This window comes from Mycobacterium sp. D16Q13, assembly GCF_002013375.1.
Lineage (GTDB): Bacteria > Actinomycetota > Actinomycetes > Mycobacteriales > Mycobacteriaceae > Mycobacterium.
In genome coordinates this window covers 1-12,375 of the sequence record NZ_MAEW01000025.1, presented here as the reverse complement: position 1 = coordinate 12,375, position 12,375 = coordinate 1, and the positions used below count along the sequence as shown (strand labels likewise).

The 12,375-nt window shown below is 65.5% G+C and carries 13 protein-coding genes and 1 pseudogene; 9 read left to right on the top strand and 5 right to left on the bottom strand.

Annotation, left to right across the window (positions count from 1 at the left end; all coding sequences use genetic code 11):
* Positions 1–12 precede the first annotated feature (12 nt).
* The 3 genes from B4400_RS22620 to B4400_RS22610 are packed head-to-tail and all read left to right on the top strand — an operon-like array spanning position 13 to position 3,014.
* Positions 13–498 (top strand): SRPBCC family protein, encoded by a 486-nt coding sequence (locus tag B4400_RS22620; RefSeq protein ID WP_078312888.1) that lies wholly within the window; start codon positions 13–15, stop codon positions 496–498.
* Positions 499–521: 23 nt separating this feature from the next.
* Entirely contained in the window at positions 522–1,871 is a 1,350-nt protein-coding gene (locus B4400_RS22615; RefSeq protein ID WP_170915080.1) for a PA14 domain-containing protein, read from the top strand.
* 27 nt (positions 1,872–1,898) lie between these two features.
* A complete protein-coding gene (locus tag B4400_RS22610) occupies positions 1,899–3,014 on the top strand; it encodes an acyltransferase family protein (RefSeq protein WP_078312886.1) in 1,116 nt (371 codons plus the stop codon).
* Here B4400_RS22610 and B4400_RS22605 read toward each other — a convergent pair.
* The gene (locus tag B4400_RS22605) at positions 3,011–4,663 is read right to left on the bottom strand and encodes a DNA repair helicase XPB (protein WP_078312930.1); all 1,653 of its coding nucleotides are present in this window, start codon (positions 4,661–4,663) and stop codon (positions 3,011–3,013) included. The two genes, B4400_RS22610 and B4400_RS22605, sit on opposite strands and share 4 nt — an antisense overlap.
* 64 nt (positions 4,664–4,727) lie before the next feature.
* On the opposite strand from B4400_RS22605, the gene B4400_RS22600 reads away from it, so the two are divergent.
* Positions 4,728–5,126, top strand: a complete 399-nt coding sequence (locus tag B4400_RS22600; RefSeq protein WP_078312885.1) for a DUF2628 domain-containing protein — start codon at positions 4,728–4,730, stop codon at positions 5,124–5,126.
* Between the two features lie 18 nt (positions 5,127–5,144).
* On the opposite strand, the gene B4400_RS22595 is transcribed toward B4400_RS22600, so the two are convergent.
* Positions 5,145–7,370, bottom strand: coding sequence for a helicase-associated domain-containing protein (locus B4400_RS22595; RefSeq protein ID WP_139360436.1), 2,226 nt, complete (start codon positions 7,368–7,370; stop codon positions 5,145–5,147).
* A gap of 63 nt (positions 7,371–7,433) precedes the next feature.
* Between B4400_RS22595 and B4400_RS22590 the strand changes: the two genes are divergently transcribed.
* The 5 genes from B4400_RS22590 (at position 7,434) to B4400_RS22570 (ending at position 10,412) form a co-directional block, all read left to right on the top strand.
* Positions 7,434–7,607, top strand: a complete 174-nt coding sequence (locus tag B4400_RS22590; RefSeq protein WP_099051525.1) for a hypothetical protein — start codon at positions 7,434–7,436, stop codon at positions 7,605–7,607.
* 2 nt (positions 7,608–7,609) lie between these two features.
* Positions 7,610–8,122: a cyclic pyranopterin monophosphate synthase MoaC gene (gene moaC / locus B4400_RS22585; RefSeq protein ID WP_078312884.1), complete on the top strand. Its 513-nt coding sequence runs from the start codon at positions 7,610–7,612 to the stop codon at positions 8,120–8,122.
* Positions 8,107–8,592 carry a MogA/MoaB family molybdenum cofactor biosynthesis protein gene (locus tag B4400_RS22580; protein WP_078312883.1) on the top strand — a complete coding sequence of 162 codons (486 nt, stop codon included), beginning with the start codon at positions 8,107–8,109 and terminating at the stop codon, positions 8,590–8,592. The genes moaC and B4400_RS22580 overlap by 16 nt, the downstream gene beginning before the upstream one ends.
* Positions 8,589–9,017: a molybdenum cofactor biosynthesis protein MoaE gene (locus B4400_RS22575; protein ID WP_078312882.1), complete on the top strand. Its 429-nt coding sequence runs from the start codon at positions 8,589–8,591 to the stop codon at positions 9,015–9,017. The genes B4400_RS22580 and B4400_RS22575 overlap by 4 nt, the downstream gene beginning before the upstream one ends.
* An 87-nt stretch (positions 9,018–9,104) precedes the next feature.
* Entirely contained in the window at positions 9,105–10,412 is a 1,308-nt protein-coding gene (locus B4400_RS22570; RefSeq protein ID WP_078312881.1) for a lipase family protein, read from the top strand.
* A 2-nt stretch (positions 10,413–10,414) separates the two neighbouring features.
* Here B4400_RS22570 and B4400_RS22565 read toward each other — a convergent pair whose 3' ends face one another.
* The 3 genes and pseudogenes from B4400_RS22565 to B4400_RS22555 all read right to left on the bottom strand — a co-directional run.
* Positions 10,415–11,122: a class I SAM-dependent methyltransferase gene (locus B4400_RS22565; protein ID WP_078312880.1), complete on the bottom strand. Its 708-nt coding sequence runs from the start codon at positions 11,120–11,122 to the stop codon at positions 10,415–10,417.
* Between the two features lie 5 nt (positions 11,123–11,127).
* Positions 11,128–11,922: a class I SAM-dependent methyltransferase gene (locus B4400_RS22560; RefSeq protein WP_078312879.1), complete on the bottom strand. Its 795-nt coding sequence runs from the start codon at positions 11,920–11,922 to the stop codon at positions 11,128–11,130.
* A gap of 126 nt (positions 11,923–12,048) precedes the next feature.
* Positions 12,049–12,375: pseudogene (locus B4400_RS22555) on the bottom strand (transglycosylase family protein); the annotation flags it as partial.

Genomic DNA, 12,375 nt, shown 5'->3' with positions numbered 1-12,375 from the left:
TAAGTTACGGGAATGCCTTCGCTTGACGCAGTCGATGAAGCCTTCCTGTCCAGCGCTCCCGTGAGAGCGAGCCACACCATCTCCGTACCGGTGTCCGCCGACACGGTGTGGCGTGAGCTGACCAACGACACCACGTTGCGGTGGTTGGCTCCGGGTATCAGGGTCGTGTGGGGTAACCCGCGCGCCGGTGTGGGTGCTGTCCGCAAGATCGGGCCCGCTGTGGGACCGAAGGTGAATGAGCACTACTTCCTCTGGGAAGAAGGGCGGCGGAAGGCGTTCTACGTCACGAGCATGCCGGTGCCGGTGCCTGGCCTGCGTGCCTTCGCCGAGGACTATGTGGTGACGCCGACGGATCGCGGCGCCGACTTCACCTGGGCATGGGCCATCGACGGCACCGGACCGATTCGCAATGCCACCCCCGCGGTGAGTGCCATCGTCGGTTTCTCGATGAAGCGCACCCAGAGATACTTCGACAAGATCGCCGCCGCCGGAAGGTAAGCGTTCGCCCGTACAGTGAATCCGTGCGCACGCTCGCCCTGCTTACGGTGATCCTGCTGGTGGCCGCCTGTGCGCCCGCCCGGAACGAGACGGATGCGGCGGCCCAGAACCCTTGCGATGTAGGTCAATACTGGACGCGCTACTACAACAACACTGATCATTCCGGCACTGCGGTGCTCGCCCGATGCGAGTACTCGGTCGGCGGGAACTTCGCGGCATCTCCAGCGCCGGGTGTGCGGTCCGACGGATTTTCGGTCGATGCCGTCGGTTCGCTGCGATTCCCCGTGACGGGCGAGTACCAGATTGCCGCGATGAGCGGTGGCGTTGTCGGGCGGGTATGGCTCGATGGCGAGCAGATCTTCGATCACGCCAACACCCGTGACTGGGGGGCCGATCTGGCCACGCGCACCGTCCAGGCTGGTGTGCACGCGGTCCGGGTCAGCTACTCCAGTGCGAGTGGCCCTGTGGTACAAGAGTTCTCGGTGTCTCAAGTCGCGCTGGGCCCGGAGTCTGCGAACGGCAACTTCTTCGCGGCTAACTCATTCTTGAATCAGCCGCTGCCGCCGAACCCGGCGATCGACCCTCGGTCGGCGAAGTGGATTGCCGCGCTGATGCATCACCCCGACGTCAAGGCAATCGACGTCAACGAGGACATCTGGACTACCGCCGTCTATCACGCACCCGCGGGCACTCCCACCCGGACAGTCGCCGTCCGCAACAGCGGGAAGTCGATCGACATCCCGTATCTGCCCCATTACCTGCCCACGCAGGACGCCGACGCGCATCTGGCAATCATCGACGACACCAACGGGTGTGAATACGAGTTCCAGTCCTTCAGACCGGATTCGATGTCGGCGATCGCGCAGGCCACCTATCGGGTAAACACGGGATCGGGCGGGCATGTCAGTGGACCCGCGCATTCGGGAGGTGAGCTGTCCTACCTCGCGGGGCTGATCACGCCGGAAGACGTACAGGCCGGAGTGATCGATCATGCGCTGCGGTTCGCGATCCCGATCAACGCACCCACCTATGTGTACCCGGGTACGCGGTCGGACGGCACGAATCCCGATGGGGTGCCCGAGGGGATCAGAATTCAGCTTGATCCGTCCCTGGACTTGCGAACGTTGAACCTAACGCCCTTCCAGCGGATGGTTGCGGCGGCGCTGCAGAAGTACGGTGCGTTTGACGCCGACGTCGCGAAGACCTTCTCGCTGACCGCGCGCAGCGTGATCGACGGCACCCGCTATTCCACCCGGATCGACGATCTGCCGCGGGAGCTCATCGGACATATTCGGTTCCTGACGCCCTCGATCAGCTCCACGGATATCCAGCTCGACACCGCCGCGGATAACGGATGCCGGCAGCAACACTGATCTGGTAACGCTGATACCCTTCTTTCGGTGTCGCGACGGGCTGTGGCTGCTTACGAATCGTTTCTCGTCACGAAGAAGTTCGGGGCGCTGGACGGCTTGCGGGCACTGAGTGTCCTGGCGGTGATCTGGCACCATACGTCCGGAACGCCCGGTCCAAGGATCTCGCACAGCGGATTCATGGGCGTCGACTTCTTCTTCGCGATCAGTGGCTTTCTCATCACCACTCTTCTTGTCCGCGAGCGTGATCGCACTTCCGACGTATCGCTGCGAAACTTCTACGCACGCAGGGCATTACGCATCTTCCCGCTGTACTACGCGGTGCTGGCCCTGTACGTCCTGCTGGTGCTCGTCACCGAACGCGATACGCCAAAGGGCGAGCGATTCTTTGGGGACTTGCCGGCATTCTTGACCTATACCGTCAACTGGTTCGTGGACCTGTCCACGGGCGCGTCGGTGCCGTTCTACTTTTCCTGGTCGCTGTCCACCGAGGAACAGTTCTATCTGTTGTGGCCGCCGCTGTTGGTCGGGGCCCTGGTGTTGAGCAAGGGAAAGGTCTGGGCACCGTTCGTGGTGCTCTTCGTACTGGTAGCGGTTTCGACCGGAACCGGCGTCTTCTTCGATGCGCGGGTATTGCCCTGGCGCGTCCTGGCGAGCTTGTCGTTGCCCATCCTGCTCGGCGCGGCTTTCGCGATCGTCGTCAACACCCGCCGTGGCTACGCACGGGTCGCCGCGGTGCTGGGCTGGTGGTGGTCGGCCCCGGCGGTGTTCGCGGCGATGATTGCCGCGTTGTGGTTCGGTGCGCCACCCTGGTCGATCCAGGTCCTCATGGTCGTCACTGTCGTCGCCGTCTCCATCCGCGAGGACACCCTCATGCACCCGGTGCTGAGCTGGAGACCCCTCGCGTTCATCGGCGTGATCAGCTACGGCATCTACTTGATGCACATGTTGTGCGCCAACGTCGTACGCCGAATAGCCCATGAGGAGCAGGGGCTGGCACTGTGTGCTGGAACGACGATCCTTGTCATCGCCGTTGCCTACCTGAGCTTTCGATACTTCGAGACGCCCCTGCTGCGCATCAAGCGCCGCTTCGAATCATCCCCGGAGCGGGCCGGAGACCAACTCTCCAGGGTCTCGAACGATTAACCGATCGCGGGTCCGAGAAGATCGTCGGCGTCGGTGATCCGGTAGCCATAGCCCTGCTCGGCCAGGAACCGCTGCCGATGTGCCGCGTACTCGGCATCGAGGGTGTCGCGGGATACCACCGAATAGAAGTAGGCCTGTCCGCCGTCGGCCTTCGGGCGCAATAGCCGCCCAAGCCGCTGCGCCTCCTCTTGGCGTGAGCCGAATGTTCCCGAAACCTGAACCGCTACAGCTGCTTCCGGCAGGTCGATGGAGAAGTTGGCCACCTTCGAGACCACCAGTGTGGCGATCTCGCCGCGCCGGAATGCGTCGAAAAGTGCTTCACGTTCGGCGTTCTTGGTGGAGCCCTGGATCACCGGGGCATCCAGCTCGGTTCCCAATTCGTCGAGCTGATCCAGGTAGGCGCCGATGACCAGAGTCGGCACGCCGGGATGGCGGGCGAGAATCGACTTCACCACGTTGATCTTGGTGTGGGCCGTCGAGCACAGTTTGTATCGTTCGTCGGCCTCGGCGGTGGCGTAGATCATCCGCTCGTTGTCGGTGAGGGTGACCCGCACCTCGATGCACTCGGCGGGGGCGATCCAGCCTTGGGCCTCAATGTCTTTCCATGGCGCGTCGTAGCGTTTGGGGCCGATGAGGCTGAAGACATCGCCCTCGCGGCCGTCCTCCCGAATGAGGGTGGCGGTGAGCCCGAGGCGGCGCCGCGACTGCAGATCTGCCGTCATCCGGAACACCGGAGCGGGCAGCAGATGTACCTCGTCGTAGACGATCAGGCCCCAGTCCCGGCTGTCGAACAGTTCCAGGTGGCGGTACTCGCCCTTGGTACGCCGGGTGATCACCTGGTAGGTGGCGATGGTGACCGGCCGGATCTCCTTGCGCTCACCGGAGTATTCGCCGATCTCTTCTTCGGTCAAGGAGGTTCGCGCGATGAGTTCGCGTTTCCACTGCCGCCCCGCGACGGTGTTGGTGACCAGGATCAGGGTGGTCGCCTGTGCCTTGGCCATCGCGGCGGCGCCCACCAGGGTCTTACCGGCCCCACAGGGCAGCACCACCACGCCGGAACCGCCCGCCCAGAACGAGTCGGCCGCCATCTGTTGGTAATCCCGGAGCTCCCAGCCATCCTCTGCCAGGCTGATCGGGTGGGCTTCGCCGTCTACGTATCCGGCGAGATCCTCTGCGGGCCAACCGATTTTGAGCAGCATCTGCTTGACGCGGCCACGCTCACTGGGGTGCACCTGCACGGTGTCGTCATCGATGCGGGTGCCAAACATGGGGGCGAGCTTTTTGTGTCGCAGGACCTCTTCGAGGACGGCGCGATCCAGGCTCACCAGCGTCAGGCCGTGCGCCGGATGTTTGATGAGCTGGAGGCGCCCGTAGCGGGCCATGGTGTCGACGATGTCCACCAGCAGCGGTTGCGGTACCGCGTAACGAGAGAAGGTGACGAGGGCGTCGACCACCTGCTCGGCGTCGTGCCCGGCGGCGCGGGCGTTCCACAGCGCCAGCGGGGTGATGCGGTAGGTGTGCACGTGCTCGGGGGCGCGTTCGAGCTCGGCGAAGGGGGCGATAGCCTGGCGCGCCGCATCTGCCTGGTCGTGATCGACCTCCAGCAGCACGGTCTTATCGGACTGGACGATCAGCGGTCCATCGGTCATTCGGTCCAGGATAGTGACCCCTGCGGACATTGGCGGGTGCTGTGTGTCCTGGTAGATTGCTGCGGTGACGACACCTCAAGACCGCAGCACCCTGGCCGAGATCTGGCAGCGCCGGTTCGCGTTCTACGACCACTACGCCGCGGCGCCGACGAAAGAAGAGGCGAATGCCATCTTCCGTGCGGGGTCGTTTTGGGAACGTATCCGGTTAACCAGTAATTTCCTTGCCTTTTTCTTTGGTCCGATCTACTTCTTCGTCAAGGGAATGTGGCGCAAGGGCCTGGTGCTGCTGGGGATCAGTGTCGGTCTCGGCGTCGTGCTGGGAGTGGTGGGCGCCTCCGACAGCGTGACGCGCGCGTTCTCCTTCGGCTTTGCTGCGCTGTTTATGGGGATCGCCAACCAGGCCTACTACTTGCACTGGGTTCGCCATAGCGAGTCATGGAATCCGTTCGAGGGCGTCCGCTGACGCGGAGCTGATCGACGGTCAGGACGGCGGCGAGACCGCGGTGATGCGGTGAATCGCGAAGTCGCGGATCCGCCCCGCCGCGGTGTCGAAGGCTGAGAGCTGCCCACCACGAACGCTGATCGGATTGACCACTCGCGAGGACGCCACCCCGGCCGGGTCCACGTACCCGATGAGCACGCTGGTCTGGGCCTTGGCGGACTGCTGCAACAGCGCTACCGCATGCGACGGCTCGATGCGGACGCCGTCGTGATCGCCCGCCGCGCGCAATGCCTTGACCACCGCCGCCGCCGCGGGCTCACTGAGCACCGGTGGCGTCCAGCCCATCCGGTGCGGCTGGGGAGTCACCCGGGCGCGGTGTGCCCGGAGTTCCACGATGGTTCCGGTGGCGTCCTCGGCGGCGGGGGCGAAGCCCGCCGCGCGCAGCCCAGCCACCAACTCGGCCAGCGGGGCCAACGACACCGCGACGGTTGGGGCCAGTAGCCGCAGCCCCAGATCCTCCGCCAGAACCGACGCCATCACCTGCGTCAGCAGGGCCACGTCATCGCAGCGCAGGAACGAGCTGGCCACACCGGCCCGGAGCTGTCCATGCCGTCGCGCGACATCGTCGATGAGATAGGTCAGCGATTGGGGGACAGGGGTTTTGGAGCGCGAACCGAAGAAGCTGTGCAGCGAGGTGGCGGTCCGCCCCGAATCCAGCGCACGCCGGATACTGGCGTCGCTGACCCGGAAAACACTTGCCGCCCCCGCTGATTCGAGGTCCGCCATCGCGGCCAGCTCGAGCTCCACGTCGCGTATCAGTGGGCCGGGTGCGACGACCGTCAGATCGGCCTGCACGAGGAAGTGGTCGATAGGAGCGGGTAACGCCTTCTCCATCGCGGTCAGCGTGGCCGCCTCGTCGCCACTGCTGTCCAGGAAGGTACGCACGTGTGTCGTCAACGCGCCACGCCCGATCACACCCAGCGTCGTCGCCTCGAACAACAGTGCCGTCACCGGCTCCACGCCCAGCCGTGCGCCCCAGCGCGGACGGCGCCACCGCATCACCCGGGATGTCTCTTCGGCCCGCAACCCCTCGCCGGGCTTCAGCTCGCCGAGGATCTCCAAGAGCAGCTTGCGGTCATGGGGCGCCGCCGTCGACCGTAGCGAATCCGAAAGGGCCGCTATCGGTTTGTCCTCGCTAGTGCGCTTTCCGATCAGATCGGGACGGGCCGCCAGCATCAACCACGCCGACATCAGCCGAAACCAGCGGGTCGCGGTCGGCAGTTCGGCGAAGCGGTCGGCCTGCGTGGTCGGCGCCCAATGCCAGCCCTCGGCGTCTGTCTGCACATCGGGGTCCCCCACTGCGATCAGCTCGGCGGCCGCCAGCACCTCCAGCAGCAGCCCCATCCGGGTGTCATCGATACCCGTCGCCTTCGCCAGTCTTTTGACCTCGCGCACGCCCAGGCCACCGCTGCGCAGCTGAGGAGCGGGGTTGACCCCGAGCTCATCGAGAAGTAGGCCCACTTCACGCAGCAGATCAAGTGCCGCCCCCGCGGCAGCGGCGTTGGCTTCGGCCTGGGTGGCCGTCGTCGTCTCGGTGGTCGGTGGCTGCAGCCGGTCGGGCTCCTCACCGCGGAGCAGCTGTGCCACGAACCGGGGCAACAGCACCGTCTCGTCGTCGATCCGCTGCAGCAGGCCGGCCGCGAGCAGCCGCTGTACCGGACGATCAGCCGGGGCATCGGGTGCGGCGTCCCGGGTTCGGCCGATGGGAGATCCCGTGATGAGGGCCTGCAGCAGCTCCATTCCGCGCTCGTCGGTCGCCGCCAACGCGGCGCGGGCCGCGTCGTAGGACTCGGGGGTCTGCTCGCTGATCACCTGGCCGACCACCCAGGGCAGCCCCAACCGTGTCTCTCCCGCCAGGTGCAGCTCGCGATTCCCCCACACCAGTGCCAGCTCGCGCAGCCGGTCCAGGGTGGCACGCACCTGCAGTTCAGTGGCGCGACCATCGACCTGGGCGAGCACCTCCGAGATCGGAGTGCCGGTGACGTCTGCGCGAGCCACTAGCAGCGCGTCGAGGACTGCCAAGGTCAAAAAGTCCAGGTTGTCGGTGGCCGCGCGTACCGACTGGCGCGACAGCGCCCGGCCCGCGAGGGCCGCCAGTGACCCCGGAGGTGGCGAGGCCAAATCGGGTCGCAACCGGACCAGCCGCACCAACTGTTCATCGGGCAGCTGGCGCAGCCAGGTAGCCAACGCCGCATCGTCACTCATCAGACACCAGCGTAGAGGCGGGTTGGGTTCGCCGTCGTGCTCCCGGCCTGCCACAATGGCTTCGTGGCTGACAAGAAGCAATACGTCGACAACGGCTGGCCCGCACATGTGGACGGTGAGCATGCCGTCTCCGAACTCGCGGCCGACCGTACCGGAGCCCTGTCACCCTTCGGCGACATCGAGTTCCCGGTGCAGTCCGTGCCCTATGTGCACCCCGTCACCGTCATCAACAAGTAACGGTGTCCGACGGTCTTCGCGATAGCGGCTCATCACCGCCTGACCGTCTCTCTCATATCGACGAGCACGGGTCCGCACACATGGTCGACGTCTCGGCCAAACAGGCCACCGCCCGCGAGGCGGTCGCGGCCGGACGCTTCGTCACCACTCCGGAAGTCCTGAAGCTGTTGGCCGACGGCACGCTGCCCAAGGGCGATGCCATTGCCACGGCCCGGCTGGCTGCCATCATGGCCGCCAAACGCACCAGCGAGCTCATTCCGCTGTGTCACCAGATACCGCTCACCGGTATCGACGTGGACTTCGAGATTGAGGCCAGCGCAGGATCCCTTCAGATCACCGCCACCGCGCGCACCAACGACCGCACCGGGGTCGAGATGGAAGCGTTGACCGCCGTGACGGTCGCCGCCTTGACCTTGCACGACATGGTCAAGGCCGTCGACCCGGCATCGCGCATCGACGACGTCCGAGTGTTGCGCAAAGAGGGCGGCAAGACCGGAACATGGACCCGACCCTGAGGTCTGCGCGGGTGATCGTGGCCTCCACTCGGGCGGCCACCGGTCAGTACCCCGACAAGACCGGACCAGTCATCGTGGAATGGCTTGGGGCACAAGATTTCCGTGTGGAGAAACCGATCGTCGTGCCCGACGGCGGCGCGGTGGGAGCGGCGATCCGCGCCGCGGTTTCCGACGGAGTTTCGTTGGTCATCACCACCGGCGGTACCGGGCTTTCACCCACCGATGCCACACCCGAACAGACCGCTCCACTGCTGGATTACCAGATTCCCGGGCTGGCCGATGCCATCAGACGCTCCGGGCTGCCGACCGTGCCCACCAGCATCCTGTCCCGGGGCGTGTGCGGAGTCGTCGGCCGCACCCTGGTGGTCAACCTGCCCGGCTCCACCGGCGGGGTGCGTGACGGACTTGCGGTGCTCGACGGCGTGCTGGGCCATGCGCTGGACCAGATAGCCGGGGGTGATCACGTATGAGCGCTAGCGTCTCCCGTGCGCTGCTGACCGCGGAACGCATCTCGCTGATTGAGCACGAGCAACTCGTCGATCACGAATCTGCCGGGGCCACGGTCGGATTCGTGGGCAATGTGCGTGACCACGACGGCGGCAAGACGGTGCTGCGGCTTGAGTATTCGGCACATCCGTCGGCCCAGCAGGTGTTGACCGACGTGGTAGAGCGCATCGCCGCCGAAGCAGAGGATGTGCGCGCGGTGGCGGTGAGTCACCGCATCGGCGCCCTGACGGTCGGAGAGGCGGCCTTCGTGGTGGCGGTCAGTGCCGACCATCGACGGCAGGCATTCGTCACGTGCCAGCGCCTCGTCGACGAGGTCAAGGCGGCGCTGCCGGTATGGAAGCACCAGTTCTTCGCCGACGGCAGCAACGAATGGGTGGGGTCGGCCTGAAAAATTCGGGCCCCGATTGGGGTCTGGTACCTAAAAACCCAGATCAGGGCGTTGGGGGTGCCGTGTGTGCGTTAGCTTCCTTAGTTCATGAGCACTTCCGTGCAACCGAAACACCGCGCCGCGGCGCCGGCGCCGCAGATCTTCCCGCACCCGGGTAAGCGCCCGGCACATCCCGCCGGTGATCCCTTCCACGTTCCGCCCGTCGGCTTCGAGGATGCGGCACCGGGAACTGTTCTGCATGCGCGCCCTGTGGACATCGGATTCTTGGGACTGCAGCGTCAGCGAGTGACCGCGTGGCAGCTGCTCTACCGGACTACCGATCCGCATGGTGTGCCAGAGGTTTCGATCACCACCGTGCTGGTGCCCGCCGGGCATGATCCGCGCTCGCCACGTCTGCTGGCGTACCAATGTGCGATCAACTCGAGCGAGCGATCCTGCTTTCCTTCCTACTGCCTGCTGCAGGGTGCGCGTGGACCCTTCGCCAACCCGCAGATCGAACTGCTGCTGATGGCCGCCGCGTTGCGCCAGGGCTGGATCGTGAGCGTCGCCGACCACGGCGGGCAGCCCGGGCGTTATGTCGTCGCGCGCCAGCCCGGTTACCACGTGCTCGACGGTCTGCGGGCCACGCTACGGTTCGCCGAACTGCGGCTCCCTGCCGATACGGCGATTGGATTGTGGGGGTACTCCGGTGGCGGGCTTGCCAGTTCGTGGACCGCGGAGATGGCACCGGACTATGCCCCCGAACTCAACATCGTCGCCGCGGCGTTGGGGTCGCCGGCCTCGGACCCCAGCAAGATTCTGCAGAGGGCCGACGGAGGGTTGTTCGCGGGGCTGGGCATCGCTGCGATCTCTGCTCTGCGCGGAAGCTATCCGGCATTGGATTCCGTGCTGACGAAACACCTTACGCATCAGGGTGAAAAGATCATGGCGACGGTACGGGGGCTCTCGACGGGTCAGGCCGTTGGGCGGTACGCGATGCGCAACTTCGATCGCTTTGTGGACCTGCCGATCGCCGAACTGATGGCGCTGCCCGATGTCGCCGCGATGAGCGAGGACCTCCGCTTGGGCAAGGTGGCGCCAACGTGCCCGGTGTACATCTACACCGCCATCCACGACCAGCTCGTCGGCATCGACGAGGTGGATAGGCAGGCTGACTTCTACGCCACCCACGGCACCGACGTCACGTACCGGCGTGACAGGCTCAGCGAACATCTATCACTGGTGATACTGGGCGCACCGGCCGCGCTGCGGTGGCTGGCGCAACGCCTCGAGGGCATGGCACCCGAATCCGGCACCCGCACCGTGAGATCCATGCTCGGCTCCACGCCCGCGCTGTGGACCATGGCGGTGATGTCGGCGGCGGCGGCCCGCGTACTCGCGGGCCGCCAGCTATAGTCCTACGCCCGTTCGGCGATGACCGTGTACACGGGGATGTAGAGCAGCGGATCGTCGAGATCCTGTTCCAGTCGCTCTAGCCGCTCGGGGTCTCCGCGGTAGGTGCCGCGAATCGCGTTGAGGAACTCGGCCTTTGGTGCCGCCATTGTCGTCGGGTTCAGCTGCAGCACCGTCCATCCGTTGGCGGGCAGCGCCTCTTCGATTTCCTCTGCCTGCTGTGCGTTCTGGAACGGGGTCGGGATGCCGTGCACGCTGGCCTGAGCGAAACACCATATATACCAACGTGCTCCGGGGCGTGCGGCCCGGTGCAGCGCGCTCGCGTACTTCGCGTGTCCCTCGTTGTCGAAGCAGTGGTACACGCCGCTGTCGATCACGGTGTCGAACCGTCCGTCCCAGCCATCGAGCTCGGTGGCGTCGGCGACCTGGAAGTCGACGGTGACGCCGGCTGCAGCTGCCCGGCCCTTGGCCTGTTCGATCGCCGAGGGGGCGAAGTCCAGTCCGGTGACGTTAAAGCCTTGCTGAGCCAGGTAAATGGCGTTGTCGCCAAGGCCGCATCCGATATCCAGGACGTCTCCGCGGATCGCGCCGAGCAGGGCCAGCTCCTTGATCCGTGGTTTGGCGTCCTTGGAATCCCACGGGATGATGGGCCCGCCGTCCTTGACGCTCTCTCGATAGAGATCCTCGAAGATGTTCTGGGTTGGTGCGGTCATGATGTTCAGACCCTTTCCGCGATGATGTTGAAGAACGGCATGTGGATGATGTCGTCGTCTAGCTGCTGGAGACGCTCAAGGGTCTTCTGTGCTTCTTCGGCCACGCCCGGCCGCTGATAACGCTCACGCATATCGGCGGGCATCTGTTCCGGATCGATGCCGGCCAGCGCGGCGCCGACGAATGCTGTCCGGGATCCGAGATATGTTGTCCGGCCGAAGTATTGGATGTTCCAGTTGGCTTCGGACAATACGCTGTTGATCTCTTCGGGATCTTGCACGCCGAACGGCATCGCGATGCCGTTCACGGTGCCATCGCCAAAGCAGGCGATGAACCAGCGTGCCCCCGGCCGGGTGGCCCGGTGCAGTGCCTTCGCGTACTGCTGATGGCCGGCGTGGTCGAAACAGTGATAGACGGCGCTGTCGATCACGGTGTCGAACTGCGCGTCCCAGCCGTCGAGCGTGGTCGCGTCGGCCACCTGGAGGTCGACTGTCACACCCGCGGCGGCGGCGCGTTGCTTCGCCTGCTCAATGGCCGAAGGGGAAAAATCCAGGCCGGTGACCGAGAGGCCTTGCTGGGTGAGATAGATCGAGTTCTCGCCGAGACCGCAGCCGATATCCAAGATGTCTCCGCGCAGCGCGCCGTAGGCGGCGAGCTCTTTGATCCGCGGTTGCGCGTCCCTGATATCCCAGGGCACGCCCGCCGCGGGAGCGCCTTCGAACATGGGTTTGCCGTTGTAGACCGCTTCGAATGCTTCGTGACTGGGAACGTCCGGGGGAGTGGTCGGTGCCGTCATGACCACCAACGTACGCCTCGAAGCCGGGACGTCAACCCCCTTGACAAGGGGCCTACACTTCCTGCCGAAAGGGTTACCCCGCAACGACAATCGCCCCGGCCGTGAGGGCCGGGGCGATTGTCTAGGTACGAGTTAGCGCTGTGCCAGGGCGAGGATTGCGTCGCTGGCCTTGACATCCTGCGTCTGCATGGCGAAGACGATGTCCTTGAGGTAGGACACTCCGCGACTGTCCTGAGGAGTGACATCGGTGGTGCCGGGAGGCAGGTTGTTGGGATCGGGCAGATGCCGCACCACACCGGCGACCGCATCAGGGTTCAGCGTCCCATTGGAGGCAACCGGACCGGCGTCGAACGCGGCCTTGCCGGCGGCAAATCCGATATCCGCCGCGTCCGGGACACCCGCGGGAAGCGGGATTTCGGGAGCTGCCGCGGCGGGTGCCGGGGCAGGCTCGGGGGCGGG

Coding starts and splice junctions, on each gene's coding strand:
- B4400_RS22570 (WP_078312881.1), top strand. CDS start 9,105: ATGAGCACTTCCGTGCAACCGAAACACCGCGCCGCGGCGCCGGCGCCG.
- B4400_RS22595 (WP_139360436.1), bottom strand. CDS start 7,370: ATGAGTGACGATGCGGCGTTGGCTACCTGGCTGCGCCAGCTGCCCGAT.
- B4400_RS22575 (WP_078312882.1), top strand. CDS start 8,589: ATGAGCGCTAGCGTCTCCCGTGCGCTGCTGACCGCGGAACGCATCTCG.
- B4400_RS22605 (WP_078312930.1), bottom strand. CDS start 4,663: ATGACCGATGGACCGCTGATCGTCCAGTCCGATAAGACCGTGCTGCTG.
- B4400_RS22565 (WP_078312880.1), bottom strand. CDS start 11,122: ATGACCGCACCAACCCAGAACATCTTCGAGGATCTCTATCGAGAGAGC.
- B4400_RS22620 (WP_078312888.1), top strand. CDS start 13: ATGCCTTCGCTTGACGCAGTCGATGAAGCCTTCCTGTCCAGCGCTCCC.
- B4400_RS22580 (WP_078312883.1), top strand. CDS start 8,107: ATGGACCCGACCCTGAGGTCTGCGCGGGTGATCGTGGCCTCCACTCGG.